This is a genomic window from Desulfobacula sp. (genome assembly GCF_030611305.1).
Lineage (GTDB): Bacteria > Desulfobacterota > Desulfobacteria > Desulfobacterales > Desulfobacteraceae > Desulfobacula.
Genome location: NZ_JAUWQB010000017.1, coordinates 1 through 16807 on the forward strand (window position 1 = coordinate 1; position 16807 = coordinate 16807).

The window sequence follows — 16807 nt, forward strand, 5'->3', positions numbered from 1 at the left end:
CTTCATCATACCTCCTGCTATGCAGGAGGTCGGTGATTTTAACAATATTATTGTTTTTGCTCAAAATATTTTGCGAAAGGCGCATAAGATCCAGCCATTTATATGGCGTTCTTTTTAACGCTCGATAGTATAGGTTGAATCCATCAATATAAATATAAGTGTCCATAAAAAAAGCAGGGGGCCCTAAAGCCCCCGCACCATGGGTCGAAACCTCATGGGATGTTTTAAATTTTTTTTAGCATTTTCCAATGAAATAATCTTTTTGAATACTCCTGTCAAGAATTTTTAAAAATATTTTTTTATCAGCGTCCTTTTTTTTCTTAATTATTAATTTAATACTTTTTTTCATTTAAAACAATTTAAATAAAACTCGGCCCATATTCGGCAATAAATTGTCAAGATAATTATTTTAAGGTCTAAATTTGTAAAAAAGATTGATTTTTTCTGATTTGTTATTACAATAGTTATAACAAGGAGGGTTCTAATGTTAGAATTAAAAGTAAGAAAAATCGGCAATTCTCTTGGTTTGGTGCTTCCAAAAGAATCTTTGGCAAGATTGAAAGTCAAGGAGGGGGGGGTTCTTTATTTCACTGAGGCACAGGACGGAAGTTATCGTTTGACCGGATACAACGAGAATTTTTCCCGCCAGGTTTCAGAAGCTGAAAAAATAATGCGGCAGGATAAAGACCTTCTTCGTGAACTGTCAAAACGATGACATATAACTGGATCGAACTTGACACAGTTCTTGCGGTTCACGATATACAAATTGCAGAACATGGTGGTGCACCCGGCATAAGAGATATCGGTTTGATTGAGAGTGCACTGACCATACCCCGCAATCTACTGAGCTATGGTACTCCGGGTGTTGTGGAACTTGCAGCCGCATATGGTTTTGCTCTGACAAAAAATCATGGTTTTATTGATGGAAACAAACGAACTGCATATGTAGTAACCCGTCTTTTTTTGCGGTTACATGGTATGGATTTCAATATTGAGCCAATAGCAAGAGTATTTGCATTTGAAAAATTAGGTAAGGGTGATTATTCTGCCGAAGAGTTCACTCAATGGCTAAAAAGCAATAGTCAGAAAATAGAAGAATTTATGTAAGCACCCCTGAAATAGGGTTTAACCAGAATCGGTTAAACCCTTGATAATCTTGGTACCGGAGGCGAGACTTGAACTCGCAAGAGCTTAAAGCCCGGAGGATTTTGAGTCCTCTGCGTCTACCAATTCCACCACTCCGGCATGAATGGTTCTTTTTTAGGGGAAAATGTGAATTTTGTCAATGAAATTATGATGTCTCCGGATGTTAACCTGCCAGGATTTCGTTAATTCTGCGGGCTGAAACTTCTCCTTCTCTGATAATATTAATATTTAAAGCGGTAACATCTACGATTGTTGATCCTGCGCCTCCTTTTAGAACACCCGCGTTCAGGACCAGATCGGCATGGTCAATAATGGAGGGAACAAGCTGGTCGGTCTGGCTGCAGCCATTTTGGCCGGACAGATTAGCGCTGGTACCGGTAATGGGAAACCCGACAGATTCAACAAGGGCTTTTGCAACCGGATGCGCTGGAATTCTCACACCTATCTTTCCTGTACCGGCAGATAAAAGCTGTGGGATATTGTCTTTGGTTTCAAAGATAATGGTCAGGTTTCCGGGCCAGAACGCATCCATTAGTTTTTTGGCAGGTTTGGAAATTGTTGTGACAAGATCCGGCAGCATGGTCCTGTCAGGGAGGAGGATAAGAATCGGGTTGTTTAACGGCCGGTTTTTTAAGTGGAAAACTTTTTCCACGGCCTTTTTATTCAATGCATTGGCTGCAACCCCATAAAGGCATTTAGCCGGAAAGATTACCACTCCATTGTTCTGGATGATCTTTCCGGCTAAATCAATAATGTCAGATTCAGGATTTACAGGATCAATGCTGACTATTTTGGGGGACATCATACAAAAGATTGTGCCTTTTTATTGACTTTTTCTGCCATCTCCTGTTTAAAGGCCGAAAGTTTTTGGGCTATCAAAGGGTCTGAAACAGCAAGGATCTGGGCAGCAGAAATGCCTGCATTATAAGCACCGGATTTTCCAATAGCCATGGTTGATACCGGGATTCCCGGAGGCATCTGTACAGTTGCCAGCAAAGAATCCATCCCCTTGAGTGCGGATGAATCTATGGGCACCCCTAAAACGGGAAGGGTAGTATGAGCTGCCATGACACCTGCGAGATGTGCTGCATGACCCGCACCGCAGATGAGAACTTTTATCCCTTTTTCTTTTGCTTCAATGGCAAGTTTGGCTGCTCTTTCCGGGGTTCTGTGGGCAGAAGCAACTGTGACAGTGTAGGGGATATCAAATTTTTTCAGTATGGACAGTGCTTTTTCCATGACAGGAAAATCAGAGTCGCTTCCCATGATCACTCCCACCCGGGGGGGTATGGAAAGTCGTTTTAAAGCCTTTGCCCCGATATCTTTGCGATAGAAGTGTTTGTTAAATGAAATTTTTGCACAAGCTTCATATGCCCTGTCAATGGCTTCTTTCACACTGTCACCCAGAGATGTTACTCCCAGGACCCTGCCGCCTGAACTAACGACTTTATCGTCTTTTAATGCGGTTCCGGCATGAAAGACAACGGTATCTTTAACTTTGTTTGCTTCATCAAGGCCGAATATTTCTTCTCCTGTTTCATAGGAGCCGGGATAGCCGCCCGAAGAAATCACCACACACATGGCAGCTCTCGGGTCTATTTTTGTGGAATAATTGTGCAGAGTGCCGTCACAGCAGGCTTCCATCAAGGGCACCAGGTCATTTTCAAGTCTCATGAGAATGGGCTGGGTTTCAGGGTCCCCCATTCTTGTATTAAACTCAAGCACTTTTATCTGGTCTTTATCCACCATAAGACCTGCATAGAGGACACCTTTAAAAGGGGTACCTTCTTTGGCCATTCCCTCTACGGCCGGGATCATGACATCATTCATGGCTTTTTCGCGCAAGCTGTAATCCAGGACCGGTGCAGGAGAGTAAGCTCCCATACCGCCAGTATTAGGGCCTTCATCATTATCAAAAATTCTTTTGTGATCCTGGGACTCCGGCAGCGGCAGAATCGTCTTCCCATCTGTTAATGCGATAAAAGAGGCTTCTTCACCTTTAAGGCATTCTTCCACAACCACGATAGCGCCGGCATCTCCAAACGCATTGTCATTGATCATGGAATCAATGGCCTCATTTGCTTCCTCAAGGGTAGAACAGATGATGACCCCTTTACCGGCTGCAAGACCGTCTGCCTTGACCACACAGGGCGCCCCAAGGGCTTTGGCATAGGCTTTGGCTTTGCCGGTATCGGTGAATGCCTTTCCCATGGCACAAGGGATATTGTACTTAAACATATGCTGTTTTGAAAAATCTTTGCTGCCTTCAAGTCTTGCCGCAGCTTTACTGGGACCAAACACCTTTAACCCCATTTTCTCAAAAACATCTGCAATGCCGCTTACCAGTGGGCCTTCCGGACCGACAACCGTCAAATCGATTTCATTTTCTTTGGCAAAGGCAGCCAATGCATCAATATCTTCTGCACTTATGGGGACAGATTCCGCAAGTGTGTGTGTCCCTGCATTTCCCGGAGCACAGTATATTTTTTCCACCAAAGGACTTTTTGATATTTTCCATACCATTGTATGTTCACGACCACCACCACCAACGACTAGAATTTTCATGTTGATCTCCTTAATTTTTGTTTTGTATGTTCTTTGATTGACAGTTGGATGAGCTTGTCCATAAGTTCGGTAAAAGAGTACCCTGCCACCTGGGCAGACTGGGGGTAAAGACTGGTTGCCGTCATCCCCGGGATGGTATTGGTTTCAAGAACAGACAATTCATTGTTGCAAAGGATCAAGTCTGTTCTGGAATATCCTTTCAGAAAAAGGGCCTGATGCGCTTTGACGGCAAGTTCCTGGACTTTTTTTGTGGTATTTTCATCAATGCGGGCAGGGCAGATTTCCTCGGTTGCTCCGGCAACGTATTTTGCCGTGTAATCGAAAAATTCATGACCAACCCCCGGGATGATTTCGATGACCGGCAATGCTTCCAGTTCATCATTGCCCAGGACGCCACAGGTCAGTTCAATCCCCTTAATATATTTTTCAATAATAACGGTATCATCATGCTGAAAGCTTAATTTAATGGCATCTTTAAGATCTTCTGCCTCTTTGACAATGGTCATCCCCACACTTGATCCGGCGCAGGCCGGTTTCACTACCAGGGGAAGATCTAAGGCGTTCACAATTTTTGCCGGTTCGATTTTTTCATTCATTGACAATGAAAGATAGGAGGGTGTGGGAACCCCGGCACCGTTATAAAGTCTTTTGGCAACCAGTTTATTCATGGCCATCGCACTTCCCAAAACCCCTGCGCCCTGGTAGGGAATATCAAGCAGGTCCAAAAGCCCCTGAACCGTTCCATCTTCTCCAAAAGGACCATGCAGAATGATCAGGGCTGCATCAATCTTATCTGCATCAATGACAAGCTGTTTCAGATCTGTTTTTGGGTCATACGGGGCGATATCATACTTGTCCTTATTGAGAGCATCAAACACCTGTTTGCCGCTGTTAAGAGACACTTCCCTTTCCGAAGAGACGCCGCCGGATAAAAGAGCCAGCCTGATTTTTTTCATAGTAAACTCCTGTTTTATCCTTGAATAATGTTTTGTCTTGCTTTATCAAACTCTGCTCTGGTGATGAGATCCTTTTCAAAAAGTGCCGTCAGTTTAAGAATTTTCTGTTCTGTTTTGTCGATGTCATTTCCAATGAGGAGCCTGTCCGAAGGAGTTGAAAGGGGATGGTCAATGAGCAGCTGTTGATTCTCTTTTGCCGTTATTTTAAAGGACGCAAGCCCTCCTAGAATCCTGACTTCAAGTGTCTTGTCCCGAAATTCCGGCATGGAGAGGATATCTTTGATATCAGAAGAACGCTTACTCATCCTCCGATAGAAAATCCAGGCAATTGCCAGGACTAAAATGCCGATACAGCCCATTATCCAGGGCAGGTAATTATATATCCCCTTGAATAGAATAATGGTAACCCCGATACCTGCCAATAAAATAACATGTAACAGCAGGATGAAATAAGCTGTTAAAATATTTCGGAAAAGGCTGTCTTTATCGTTATTCCAAAAATTCATGACATTTTTTTAATAATATTGTTCCGGTAAGTGTCTGCCATCACGGGTGAACAGGGTCTGTCTCCCCTTATTGTGTTCAATTTGACAAAAAGGTAATTTAGTTTTTTTTGAATTTTCAGTCTTTCAGGAGAATCAATAATCGCTGCTTCAAGCAATTGTTCGGTTTGAGTGATCTTTTTCGTAAGTTCAACTTCCGGGGGGAGAAAACCAGAATTTTTTAATATTTTATGGGCAAGCCGAAACTCCTCCGGAATATGCTGGTCTTCAAACTTCAATGGTTTGCTGTTGCCTTCAAGATTATCAAATGCTCCATCTTTTTGAGCTTTTTTTATTCTTTCTTCAACAAGTGTTTCAAATCCCGGAATCATAAAATTTTATTTGCTCCTGAGAATATTTAATGGTCAAATATTGGGTTGCTAATTTTTAAAATTTTAATTTTATTAAACCCGTAACCGATTTGCAAGGGATATTTTCTTGACACCTATTAGGCAATGCTGTATCAAATATCATTTTAATTTAAAGAATTTATCAAGCGTTTAAGCATGAAATGCAATCAAAGAAATAGTTTTATTGTAAAATGAGCAAACAAAAAAATATCAGCCAGTTTAGAAATATCGGAATCATGGCCCACATTGATGCGGGTAAAACCACCGTAACGGAAAGGATCCTTTACTACACTGGAAAATCTTATAAAATTGGTGAAGTTCATGATGGTGAAGCTGTCATGGACTGGATGCAGGATGAACAGGATCGAGGGATAACCATCACCTCTGCTGTGACCACCTGTGAATGGAATAAATCTCTTATCCAGATCATCGATACTCCGGGGCATGTTGATTTTACCGTTGAGGTGGAAAGGGCGTTAAGGGTTCTGGATGGAGCCATTGGTGTTTTTTGTGCCGTGGGGGGTGTTGAACCACAAACTGAGACTGTCTGGAGACAGGCAGACAGATATTCGGTTCCCAGGCTGGTCTTTATTAACAAGATGGACAGAACCGGCGCGGATTTTTTTGGTGCTGTCAATTCCATAGCAGAAAAGCTTATGGCAAATCCTGTGATACTTCAATTGCCCATGGGCTCAGAAGACAATTTTACCGGGATCATCGATCTTGTCGACATGAAACAGATCACCTGGGATGATGAAACCCAGGGTGCTGAGTATTCAAAAGATGACATTACTTCTGAATTTGAAGAGATAGCTTACGAATACCGGGAAAAACTTCTTGAAGCCATCTCGGAACTCAACGATGAGATAATGGAGAAATATCTTTCAGAAGAGGATATTTCGGTTGGAGAAATCATCAAAGCCATCCGGGCTGCAACCATTTCAAGGCAGATCGTGCCGGTATTTTGCGGAAGCGCCCTTAAGAACAAGGGCATTCAACCATTACTCGATGCTATAGAGTTTTATTTGCCAAGCCCCCTGGATGTTCCTCCGATTAAAGGCATACATCCAGACACAAATGAAGAATTGGAATTTTTACCCCAAAAAAGCGGCCCGCTCGCAGCCTTGATTTTCAAAGTCTCCATGATTGAAGGAAGAAAGCTTTCTTTTGCCAGGATCTATTCCGGTAAACTTGAGGCAGGATCTGATGTGTTCAATCCCTTATTAAAGAAAAATGAAAAATTATCCAGAATTCTTCAAATGCATGCCAATAAGAGAACGCGGTTAAAAGAGGCGTCGGCAGGGGCTATTATCGGTATCGTCGGACTTAAGGATTCCGGAACCGGTGATACCTTATGTTCACAGGATTATCCTGTTTTTCTTGAAAAAATGGAATATGAGGACCCTGTAATTTCCATTGCAATTGAGCCTAAAACCCATGCTGACCAGGAAAAAATCAATGATGTGCTTGAAAAGTTCACCATCGAAGATCCGACTTTAAAGGTGAGCCGTGATGAAGAAACCGGCCAGACAATTTTATCAGGCATGGGTGAACTCCATCTTGAGATTATTATTTCAAGGATGCTAAAAGAGTTTAAAACCAATGTCAATGTGGGGAATCCCCAGGTTGTTTACAGGGAAGTGGTTACCTCCAAATCAAGAGGCCATGCTGTTTTTGAAAGAGAAATTTCAGGGAAGGCGCATTTTGCAAATGTCAGTATCTGTCTTGAGCCTTTAAATCGGGGCGATGGGGTTACATTTAATTGTAAAGTGGGAAATGACCAGATCCCTGAACAATATATTCCAGGCATTGAAAATGGAATTCGGGAGAGTCTTGAAGGCGGATATCTTAAAGGATATCCCCTGGTTGATGTTGCCATAGTGATCGAAGATGGCAGATTTGATGATCGAAGCTCTGAACTTGCCTTCTCCGTTTGTGCATCCATGGCATGTAAGGATGCTTTGGAAAACGCCTCTTTAGGTCTTCTTGAACCGATTATGGAAGTTGAGATTTTTGTTCCGGATACTTACATGGGCGATGCCATATCCGATTTGAATGCAAGGGGCGGAAAGGTGGCATCCATCAATCCGAAAGCGGGTATCCAGATTGTAAAAGCCGTGGTCCCTTTGTCTAAAATGTTCGGGTATTCCACAGCACTTCGATCTGCCAGCCAGGGCAGAGGAACTTTTACCATGCAGTTTTCGCGCTTTGACAGGGTTTAGTTTTTAATATTCTTTGTAGATTGTTTTTTTAATCGAGCTAAAAGTTCTTTTGCTTTTTTTATTTTACTTTCATCCTTTAATTTGTCTAACGCCTTATTTAAATGAATAATGGCAGTTTTATTATTATTGATTTCAGCATAATAGACCCCAAGATAATAATGGGAAAGGTCTTGTTTTTTTTCAAGCGACATAATATTTGCCAGGTTGTAGTAGGCTTTTGGATATAAGGATGGCGTTTTGCTTACAACGGTATTGAAAAGATTTTTGGCTTTTGTCAGGTTTCTTAACTCAAGGTGTGCACTTGCCTGATGAAATCTGGCCATCAAACCCATGACCGGATCTGATTCAATTCCTTGAAGGACGTTGAGTGCTTTTTCGGGCTCACCATTCAGCAGATATATCCTGCCCATTTCAAGAAGTACCATTGGATCGAAAATGTTAATGGAGAGAGCTTTTTTCAGATGCGATATGGCTTTTTCTCTCATTAATTTTCTGGCATAAATAAGGCCCATTCCATAATGGATGGCAGCAGCGTTAGCAGTGTCAGCGTTTGAAGGATTGCCTTCCAGCTTTGTGGTCAATTGATTAAATGTGGGTTCAATGTCTGCATAAAGTCCTAAAAGTCTGTATTTTACCATATCAAACCTGAAATCTTCATCGCATTTTATCTTATTCTCCGAAGGGATGTAGCCTGCGAGAATCGTTTCAACATGGGCAATTCGGTTCCCGGTTCCGGGATGGGTCTTAACATAGTCGGGGATTCCTTCCACGCCCCGGTAATCCGCCGCCCTGATTTTCATCAAACCGGACAAGAGCCCTTCTGGTGCAAAACAGCTCCTTTTTAAAAACATAATTCCTTTTTCGTCAGCTTCTGTTTCATTTTCCCTTGTGAATGTAAGCATGGCTGTCTGACCCACGGCCATTGTGCCCGTGATGATTGCCGCTCCGGCATCGCCACCTGATTTGCTGCCGATGATGGCACCGGCCAGCATTCCTGCCAGGCTTCCGATGTTGATAAATTTTGCACGATCAATGGATTCAGATACATGACGACTTGCGGCATGGGCAATTTCATGTCCGATGATTCCTGCCAGTTCATCAATGGAATCAAGGGCTGTAATCAATCCCCGATAGGCAAAAATATTGGCACCCGGACTTGCAAACGCATTAAAAACATCATCGTCCACAATGTAAAATGAATAATCAAACGGCTGGAGGGGCAGAAAAGAGAGGATATGATTGCCAACCTGTGTAATCATATGACTGGCAATAGGATCATTCAATATCATCTGTTTTTCATGTATCATTTTCATGAATTTTTTGGCGACTTTTCTTTCTTCCGGGATAGATATGGCAAAGCTGCTGTTTGAGGAAAATGAAAAGAAAAAGACCAGGCTGAGAAAGATAAAAAAATATTTGGAAGATTTCATAAAATTATTATCAATAAAACCGAATAAAAAGTCAAAGAGTTTGTTACCTTTCGCCACGTTTATAAGGCTCTGCCAGCATGGCAGGGGCATTTAATTTTCTTGGATCTTTTAAACTGATCAACAAAAGAATAAAGAGCGTTGCGATATAGGGGAGCATGGCCAGAAAGCTGGGTGAAATTCCCAGGGGCTGCAGCAAATACTGAACCACAAAAAAGCCGCCAAACAGGAATGCCGCCCATATGGCTCGCCCGGGGTTCCACAGGGCAAAAATGGTCAGAGCAATGGCAATCCAACCTCTTCCCGCAGTCATCCCCTCTATCCATGATTTTGAATATGAAATGGAAAGATGGGCGCCTGCCAGGGCTGAAAATCCGCCTCCAATGATAACACTTAAATATCTGAGTCTGGATACACTCACCCCTTGAGCTTCAGCGGCTTTTGGGTTTTCTCCCGTTGATCTGATCTGTATCCCCAGACGGGTTCTCTCAAGGAAAAACCAGGAGGCAAAAGCAAGAATTATGGCAAGATAGAAAAACGGACCCTGTGTGAACAGAATTTTTCCAAGCCAGGGAATATCCGATAACCAGGGAATGACCAAATCTTCCATTTTGATTGAAAGGGGTTTGCCCACATAGGGTTTGCCGAGCATACCGGAAAGCCCTAAGCCTAACATGGTCAATGCAAGACCGGAGACAACCTGATTGGCCTGCAAGGTTATAGATGCAAAGGCATGGATGATGGAAAACGCCATGCCCGCGGCTATGGCAGCAAAAACACCCAGCCAGGGCTGGCCGGTTGTCATGGTGACGATAAAGGCTACAACAGCTCCAATTGCCATTACGCCTTCAATGCCCAGGTTAAGGATGCCGGATCTTTCACAAATCACTTCACCTGTTGTAGCAAGAAGTAAAGGGGTTCCCGCAACCATAGCTCTATGAAGTGTTAAAACAATAATATCTTCCATCTATTGCATCCTTATCTGTCTGAAAATTGGATGGTGATTTTATGGTTTAAAAAATAATCACCCATAATTAAAAATATCAACAACGTGCCGTTCACAATTTCAACTGTGGCAGCAGGCAGTCCCAAAGATATCTGTATGGCATCGCCGCCCACCAGTATCCCGGCAAAAAAGATTCCTGAAATCACAGTATAGAGCGGATTTAATTTGGCAAGCCATGCGACAATGATGGCGGTGAATCCATACCCCGAAGATATTGAAGCGGGATAGCCAAGATAGTGATGGATGCCTGCCAGTTCGCCGACACCGGCAAAACCTGCAAGCCCACCGCTGATGGCCATGAGGATCAAGCCTGTTTTTAGAAAATTTATCCCTGCATATTTACCGGCATCCGGGTTTTCACCCACCACCCTTGCTTCATATCCGAAGCGCGTTTTATAAATGATCACACAAAGCACAATGGCACAGATGAGTGCCAGAATCAATGTGACATAGTGAATTCGGGAACCGGGGATCAAGCCTAAAATGGCAGGATCGGGAAGATTATCTGTTCCGGGAAACCCGAACCGTGTTTTCCCTTTCCAGGGTCCTACAATGAGCATGGTTAAAAATTCAGCACAGATATAGTTGAGCATTAAAGTGGAAATCACTTCATTAATAGAGTATTTGATTTTCAGAATGGCGGGTATGATTCCCCACAATGCGCCGCCGACAAAGCCTGCAAGAAAAATTAAGGGGACTATGATATATGACGGCAAAGCCCCTCCAAAGGTCAGCCCCGTCCAGGTAGCAAAAATTGCTCCCATTAACATCTGGCCTTCCGCACCGATGTTCCAGAATTTTGCTCTGAAAGCAAGGGTCAGCCCAGTGCCGATCAGGATCAAAGGAATGGCTTTGGTAATGGTTTCCTTAATCCCATAAAAGGAACCAAATGATCCTGAAAAGATTTCAGTGATTGCATAAATGGGATTAACTCCTGCAATCAGGAAAATAATACTGATCATCACAAGCGCTGCCAAAAGGGAGAGAATATTGGTCATGAAGGATCTCAGGGTGGTTATATTATATCGGTCTGTCGTTTTGATTTTTATCATCATTTTTTTCCCATTGAATCAGGCCCTTTTTGATCCAGCCATCATCAGACCGATATCAGAAAACCGTTTGTCGTCTGAATCAAGAATTGCCATGAATTCACCATCAAAAACAACAGCAATCCGGTCACAAAGTTCAAATATTTCTTCAAGATCTTCAGAAAACAAAAGCACGGTGCTTCCTTTTTTCCTAAGTTCCAAAAGATGTTTTCTTAAGAATTCCGTTGCCCCGACATCCAGCCCGTATGTGGGGTGAGACGCCACAAGAAGCTGTGGCTGCTCACTGATTTCTCTTCCAAGTATGAGTTTTTGAATGTTCCCGCCGGAAAGGTTCCTGATCTGGTTATTAATGGAATGGGTGGAAACTTTAAATTTATTAACAATGGTTTTCGTGTGATTTTTTACCTGATTGTATTTCAGGAAATAGCGCTTGGAAAATTTTTTTAAGTGGTGTTGTTTTAAGATGGCATTATCATATAAGAAAAGGCCCGGAGCGATTCCAAACCGGATTCTTTCTTCCGGTACATGGGAAACCCCATTGTCATAAATATGTCTTGGGGACTTGTTGGTGATGTCCTGGCCATTTATGTTTATTTTTCCCGATGAGATGGGCCTGATGCCGGTAATGGCCTCTGCAAGCTCGCGCTGTCCATTACCTGAAACCCCTGCGATACCGAAAATTTCATTTTCAAAAAGTTCAAATGAGATGTTTTTAAGAGCCAAAAGACCTTTGTCACCGATAACATTGATGTTTTCAACTGATAGGATTTTTTTGCCTTTGTTCAGTTTCTCCCTGCTGATATTAAAGACAACATCCCTGCCCACCATCATCCGGGCCAGGGATTTTTTATCGATATCTTTTGTGTGAGAGCTTCCCACAATTTTTCCTTTTTGAAGCACCATGACCCGGTCACAGATCTCCATGATTTCATCAAGCTTGTGGGAAATAAAAATAATCATGTGGCCCTTGGCCTTCATCTCCCTCAGTATGGAAATCAGTTCTTCTATTTCCTGGGGAGTCAGAACAGAGGTGGGTTCATCAAGAATCAGAAGATCGGCACCATTTAAAAGTGCTTTAATGATTTCTACCCGCTGCTGTTCCCCGGCTGAAAGCTGCCAGATCTTTTTGTCAGGATCAATATGAAAATCGAATTTTTTAGAAAATTGTTTAATTTTATCCCTGATTTTTATTTTGGGAAAGAAAAACGGCGTATCTTTATAGCCTAATGCAATATTTTCAATGACAGAATGATTCTGTACAAGCATGAAGTGCTGATGAACCATTCCGATGCCAAAGTTAATGGATTCAACAGGATTATTAATCCGAACGCTTTTACCGTTGATTTTGATATGGCCGGAATCGGGTTGGTAAAGTCCATACAGGATATTCATCAATGTGGTTTTTCCGGCTCCGTTTTCGCCCAAAAGTCCTACAATTTCACCTGGTTCAACGCAAAGATTAATATCCTGGCTGGCAGGGATACCGTGAAATGATTTTGAGATTGCTTGCATTTCAAGGCGTTGTATTTTTTTCATAATGTTCTTTGGAAAAACCGGGTAAAAAAAGCCGGGAGAGCTTATCCCGGCTTTTTTTATGTAATTGTAATTTTATTAATTAGGAATGGAGCCTTCAACATTATCCACATAATACATAATGCTGATAAGGTCATCTTTTGAGGCTTTTTCATTAGGCTTTATTTTCAGGTTGCCCTTATTATCGCTGATAGGACCTGTAAACGGATCAAATACATCAACACCCTGTTTCATTTGCTCATATCGTTTTACAACAAGATCATAGGCAGAAATTTTACCAAATTCCTTTGTATCAATCATCGCAGCCTTTAATTCTTTTACAAACTTGGGATTGATGATGTCGGTTTCACTACCGCCAAGGATGGCTGCTTTTTCTTTGGCAAGCCACCAGAGATCTTTATTCGTCCAGGTTTTATTATAAATATCTCCAAGGATCTTGGCATACATTCCACCCCAGTTCATGAGCTGTCCTGAAACAACAGAATCAACCCCATAAGGCTGCATGGCAGAATAATGGCTGAAGGTATAAATCTGTTTGCCTTTTTCCGAATGGCTTTGTCCTACTTCAATGACTGAGGGAGTATCTTCGGTAAAGGCAAGGGCATCACAGCCTTCTGCAATCAAAGCTTCAGCAGCTTCTTTTGCTTTATCCGGGCCATACCAGGCATAAATCCATTTTATATTGAGTTTGGCCGCAGGGTTTGCAGCTTTAATTCCAAGGGCATAGGCATCAATATGGCGAACCAGTTCAGGGATTGGGAAAGCTGCCACATAACCGATCTTGTTTGTCTTGGTCAATGCGCCTGCCATAATTCCGTTCAGGTAATACATCTGGTAAAGATCGCCAAAATAAGTTCCCACATTATCAGATCGCTTGAATCCTGAACAATGCATGAAAAGCTTATCGGGATATCGGGTGCCGGCATTAATGGTTTCGTCCATGAATCCAAAACTTGTGGTGAAAACCACATCGCATTTTTGCTGTTGAATAAGCCGGTCAATGATTCTTGCACAGTCTGCGTCAGCAACAGATTCTACAAAAATAGTTTCCAGCCAGGGAAATTTTTTTTCTGCATACTTTCTTCCCAGATCATGGGCATGGGTAAATCCATAATCGCCAACAGGACCGACATAAATAAAACCGGCCTTGAGTTTTTTGTCGCTGGCAAAGGCAGTTGTAGAAAATCCAATAAAAAACATAGAACACATTAACACCAATATCATCCACTTTTTCATTCCTTTCCACTCCTTATATTAAGTTGATTAAAATTCTAAGGATAATACGATAATTAGGTGTTTGCAGTCAACAATTAGATTTTGAAATGTTAGATTTTGAAACTGGATGTTTGCCATAAGGGTCAAAAAAGGATCTCATTTTTAAATATTTTCACAAACCCGTTGATTGGGCAACGCAACCCACCCGTGGAGATCCGGGGTGTCTTATCCTTCCTAGTGCCTGAATAATTTTTGAAAGTTCACAAAGATCTTCCATTGGACGGCAAAAACTCACTCGTTCCTCGCTCAAACAATTTGCCATCTTAACCATTCCAGATCTTTGGAACTTTGTCAAAAATCACAGGCAAACCGGGCGAACAAGACACCCCGGATCTCTTTGATACCTTACACTCCCCGCCAGCCTTGATAATTCCATTGATGGTTTTATCACTCATTGCCGGGATTAGACCCTAAAAAACAGGTGCCTGGATTTGGAATATGACTTTACATAGTTTTTCTGGTATGTCAGGGTGATTTGAACCAAATATTAAAAATAAATTCAAAAATCATATTGGATATTTTGATATTGTATTATAAAGAAAATATATAGGGTTAATATGCAGAATTTTTTCTGCTTAATATAAATGTTAGCATTCACAAATAAGGAACATGAAAATGAAAACTCTACTTACTTTAATCATCATCTTTTCTTTATCTGGTTGCGCTTACAGTATATCTGATATCAATATATCAAATTCAGATCCAATTTGTGTCCGAGAATGTGCGGCTACTTATTCTTCTTGTGTTTCAGGCGGGCCGCAAATAGGGGCAAAAACTGAAACATTAAGGGCATGTAGAGAATCGTATAGCGTTTGTGTTAGCACATGCCCACCTAAATAGAATATAATAAAAAGGAGACGGAAATGGATTACAATTACCCATTCACATCAATAGACGAACAAACTAAACGCATTGTTTTCAATAAAGATCAAGGGGAACGTATGCGGCCTGACGGATCAATATAGGTGGCTGGTCCGTTGAGTTCGGCATTTGCGGGAGGGAAAAACATGGTCCGAGCGGGAGTCAAATCCGAAATATCATTATCCGCCGGAGAATGGCTTATCCTCGATATTGGTTTTGCGAACAAATCAAATAGTTGTGGGTTGCGTATAAACCAGGAATCTTCGGTCGATCTTCAATTTAATGATGCGAAAGAAAGAATATGCTGTTTCATAACCAACAGCACGAAGCCAGTAAATTTGGTAATAGAAGCACCTTTATCGGTCGCCTTTGATTCAAAAGGTAATCCGAAAGGACGTGCAGTCGAAAAACAAGGGAGCAAAACACGTTACTGGTACACAGGGCCTGGTTGTAGCGTTATGGTTGCTGCGCTGTATCTTGTTAAGGCAATTACCGAAATACCAACAAATGCTGAAATTAGGTTATTTGAAGGCTTTGTTACATTTAAAAAAAAGGGTAAAAAAAGTATTCATTCAAGAGATGTTGAGCTATTGAGTGAGGTTATTAAAAATCCAAACCAATATTCTGAGGCAATCATCGAGCCTGAAGCGTTGAAAATGACCTCGTCAGATACATTGAAGAGCGCATTCCTGGTTGCTGGAATTGATGCAGGTATTCCACCACTCATCATGAGAAACGGCTAAAGCTGCGTCAGCCGACGCAAAAAGCCGCACGGCTGACACGGTGACAGCCTTTTCCTACTTCTTATTTGGCGGTTCAAAGTGGAGTCCCGCGTTGTGGGCTGTATTTGCGCTACTTGCAGTATGGATTGTTGTAATGAATGTACTTCACGATGCGGGGCAAAAAGGTCGAGCTTCATACGAGTGCTGAAAGTTGGAAATCGGTTTCCTCATGGTCGTAGCATTGATAGTCTTAGGTGCTTGGTCTAGACCGTTCTGGCGCATGGAAAATTTTGAATCTGTTATGGTTTGTCACAGGCTGATTGCCTTACGGGAGCATATGGATCTTTGCTTACACGTTTTGATTACCGCAGCGGTTAAGCCGCCATGGTGTTTGAGCGAAGAATGAGCGAGTTCATGGCGGTCAGCGAAGATAAGCTTAAAACGTGTTGCAATGTCCATCCAGCGGATGTAGGGCAATCAGCCTGGAATATAACTATATGAAATTATAGATTGTAAGTAGCCTGTGGCGGGTTAGGGGATATTTTTTATGTCAAATATCCAGTTTTGAAAAAATCAATATTCTTTTTTATAAAATAAATTTATATAGTGGAAGGAATTATTTTTTTATCGACAGAGCTTATAAAATATGGTTGAATGAATGTTTTTAAAACAAGTATGGTTTTAAATGTTACGGGAAAATAATGAGTAATATTAAAGAAATTTTAAACAAATCATCTGTCTTCAATTCTCTTGGGGAAGATGATATTCAAAGACTGGAACCACTTTTTGAGAAACGGGAAATACACCCGGGAGACATCATTGCAAAGGCTGAGGATACCGCACAATTCTTTTTTTTATTAAACAAAGGTACTATCTTGCTTGCCATGGAAGAAGGCAGATCAGTTGTTCTTAACACACCCGGGGATTTCATCGGACTGGAATTGTTGTCTGCCAGAGGTGTCTATAAAACGACCATGACTGTTCTTGAAAATGGAAGTGTTTTTGTTGTACCAAGACAGGATTTTCTATCCGTTATTCAGGAAGATTCATCTGCTGCAGCGGTTATTATGACGTCCTGGCAGGAATATCTTGACAAAACAGCATCATTTGCAAAAAATATTGAAGACTTAAGTCTTCCGGAACATTTTTAATG

General features: G+C 41.8%; 15 protein-coding genes and 1 tRNA gene. 5 read left to right on the plus strand and 11 right to left on the minus strand.

What is annotated here, in order from left to right:
* Positions 1-484: 484 nt before the first annotated feature.
* Entirely contained in the window at positions 485-715 is a 231-nt protein-coding gene (locus QAI40_RS04915) for an AbrB/MazE/SpoVT family DNA-binding domain-containing protein (protein ID WP_299979046.1), read from the plus strand.
* Positions 712-1107, plus strand: a complete 396-nt coding sequence (locus QAI40_RS04920) for a type II toxin-antitoxin system death-on-curing family toxin (protein WP_299979044.1) — start codon at positions 712-714, stop codon at positions 1105-1107. The genes QAI40_RS04915 and QAI40_RS04920 overlap by 4 nt, the downstream gene beginning before the upstream one ends.
* Before the next feature lie 50 nt (positions 1108-1157).
* Here QAI40_RS04920 and QAI40_RS04925 read toward each other — a convergent pair.
* The 6 genes from QAI40_RS04925 to QAI40_RS04950 all read right to left on the minus strand — a co-directional run bounded on the left by QAI40_RS04925 (position 1158) and on the right by QAI40_RS04950 (position 5541).
* Positions 1158-1245 (minus strand) — tRNA-Leu (locus QAI40_RS04925).
* A gap of 64 nt (positions 1246-1309) precedes the next feature.
* On the minus strand, positions 1310-1951 hold the full coding sequence (locus QAI40_RS04930; RefSeq protein WP_299979042.1) for an L-threonylcarbamoyladenylate synthase: 642 nt from the start codon (positions 1949-1951) through the stop codon (positions 1310-1312).
* Positions 1948-3711 carry a phosphoribosylamine--glycine ligase gene (gene purD, locus QAI40_RS04935; RefSeq protein WP_299979039.1) on the minus strand — a complete coding sequence of 588 codons (1764 nt, stop codon included), beginning with the start codon at positions 3709-3711 and terminating at the stop codon, positions 1948-1950. The genes QAI40_RS04930 and purD overlap by 4 nt, the downstream gene beginning before the upstream one ends.
* Positions 3708-4667, minus strand: a complete 960-nt coding sequence (locus tag QAI40_RS04940; protein WP_299979036.1) for a D-alanine--D-alanine ligase family protein — start codon at positions 4665-4667, stop codon at positions 3708-3710. Before QAI40_RS04940 ends, purD begins: the two co-directional genes overlap by 4 nt.
* Positions 4668-4681: 14 nt before the next feature.
* Entirely contained in the window at positions 4682-5173 is a 492-nt protein-coding gene (locus QAI40_RS04945; protein ID WP_299979033.1) for an SHOCT domain-containing protein, read from the minus strand.
* Positions 5170-5541, minus strand: coding sequence for a DnaJ family domain-containing protein (locus tag QAI40_RS04950; protein WP_304511463.1), 372 nt, complete (start codon positions 5539-5541; stop codon positions 5170-5172). Before QAI40_RS04950 ends, QAI40_RS04945 begins: the two co-directional genes overlap by 4 nt.
* 209 nt (positions 5542-5750) lie before the next feature.
* Between QAI40_RS04950 and fusA the strand changes: the two genes are divergently transcribed.
* Entirely contained in the window at positions 5751-7781 is a 2031-nt protein-coding gene (fusA, locus tag QAI40_RS04955; protein ID WP_299979027.1) for an elongation factor G, read from the plus strand.
* Here the strand turns inward: fusA and QAI40_RS04960 are convergent.
* The 5 genes from QAI40_RS04960 to QAI40_RS04980 form a co-directional block, all read right to left on the minus strand.
* Positions 7778-9211 carry a M48 family metallopeptidase gene (locus tag QAI40_RS04960; protein WP_299979025.1) on the minus strand — a complete coding sequence of 478 codons (1434 nt, stop codon included), beginning with the start codon at positions 9209-9211 and terminating at the stop codon, positions 7778-7780. The genes fusA and QAI40_RS04960 overlap by 4 nt on opposite strands.
* A gap of 43 nt (positions 9212-9254) precedes the next feature.
* A complete protein-coding gene (locus tag QAI40_RS04965; RefSeq protein WP_299979022.1) occupies positions 9255-10175 on the minus strand; it encodes an ABC transporter permease in 921 nt (306 codons plus the stop codon).
* Positions 10176-10186: 11 nt separating this feature from the next.
* Positions 10187-11269, minus strand: coding sequence for an ABC transporter permease (locus QAI40_RS04970; RefSeq protein WP_299979019.1), 1083 nt, complete (start codon positions 11267-11269; stop codon positions 10187-10189).
* A 15-nt stretch (positions 11270-11284) separates the two neighbouring features.
* Positions 11285-12799, minus strand: coding sequence for an ABC transporter ATP-binding protein (locus QAI40_RS04975; protein WP_299979016.1), 1515 nt, complete (start codon positions 12797-12799; stop codon positions 11285-11287).
* Positions 12800-12874: 75 nt separating this feature from the next.
* The gene (locus tag QAI40_RS04980; RefSeq protein ID WP_299979013.1) at positions 12875-14032 is read right to left on the minus strand and encodes a BMP family ABC transporter substrate-binding protein; all 1158 of its coding nucleotides are present in this window, start codon (positions 14030-14032) and stop codon (positions 12875-12877) included.
* A gap of 1004 nt (positions 14033-15036) precedes the next feature.
* Here QAI40_RS04980 and QAI40_RS04985 point away from each other — a divergent pair.
* Together QAI40_RS04985 and QAI40_RS04990 are read left to right on the plus strand one after the other, a co-directional pair.
* Positions 15037-15675 (plus strand): hypothetical protein, encoded by a 639-nt coding sequence (locus QAI40_RS04985; protein WP_299979011.1) that lies wholly within the window; start codon positions 15037-15039, stop codon positions 15673-15675.
* Between the two features lie 680 nt (positions 15676-16355).
* Positions 16356-16805 (plus strand): Crp/Fnr family transcriptional regulator, encoded by a 450-nt coding sequence (locus QAI40_RS04990; RefSeq protein WP_299979008.1) that lies wholly within the window; start codon positions 16356-16358, stop codon positions 16803-16805.
* Positions 16806-16807: the final 2 nt, after the last annotated feature.

Bases quoted from the DNA above. Each gene is read 5' to 3' on its own strand.
- QAI40_RS04945 (WP_299979033.1), bottom strand. From the start codon at position 5,173: ATGAATTTTTGGAATAACGATAAAGACAGCCTTTTCCGAAATATTTTA.
- QAI40_RS04930 (WP_299979042.1), bottom strand. From the start codon at position 1,951: ATGATGTCCCCCAAAATAGTCAGCATTGATCCTGTAAATCCTGAATCT.
- QAI40_RS04990 (WP_299979008.1), top strand. From the start codon at position 16,356: ATGAGTAATATTAAAGAAATTTTAAACAAATCATCTGTCTTCAATTCT.
- fusA (WP_299979027.1), top strand. From the start codon at position 5,751: ATGAGCAAACAAAAAAATATCAGCCAGTTTAGAAATATCGGAATCATG.
- QAI40_RS04920 (WP_299979044.1), top strand. From the start codon at position 712: ATGACATATAACTGGATCGAACTTGACACAGTTCTTGCGGTTCACGAT.
- QAI40_RS04960 (WP_299979025.1), bottom strand. From the start codon at position 9,211: ATGAAATCTTCCAAATATTTTTTTATCTTTCTCAGCCTGGTCTTTTTC.
- QAI40_RS04950 (WP_304511463.1), bottom strand. From the start codon at position 5,541: ATGATTCCGGGATTTGAAACACTTGTTGAAGAAAGAATAAAAAAAGCT.
- QAI40_RS04965 (WP_299979022.1), bottom strand. From the start codon at position 10,175: ATGGAAGATATTATTGTTTTAACACTTCATAGAGCTATGGTTGCGGGA.
- QAI40_RS04940 (WP_299979036.1), bottom strand. From the start codon at position 4,667: ATGAAAAAAATCAGGCTGGCTCTTTTATCCGGCGGCGTCTCTTCGGAA.
- QAI40_RS04915 (WP_299979046.1), top strand. From the start codon at position 485: ATGTTAGAATTAAAAGTAAGAAAAATCGGCAATTCTCTTGGTTTGGTG.
- QAI40_RS04980 (WP_299979013.1), bottom strand. From the start codon at position 14,032: ATGAAAAAGTGGATGATATTGGTGTTAATGTGTTCTATGTTTTTTATT.
- QAI40_RS04975 (WP_299979016.1), bottom strand. From the start codon at position 12,799: ATGAAAAAAATACAACGCCTTGAAATGCAAGCAATCTCAAAATCATTT.
- QAI40_RS04970 (WP_299979019.1), bottom strand. From the start codon at position 11,269: ATGATGATAAAAATCAAAACGACAGACCGATATAATATAACCACCCTG.
- purD (WP_299979039.1), bottom strand. From the start codon at position 3,711: ATGAAAATTCTAGTCGTTGGTGGTGGTGGTCGTGAACATACAATGGTA.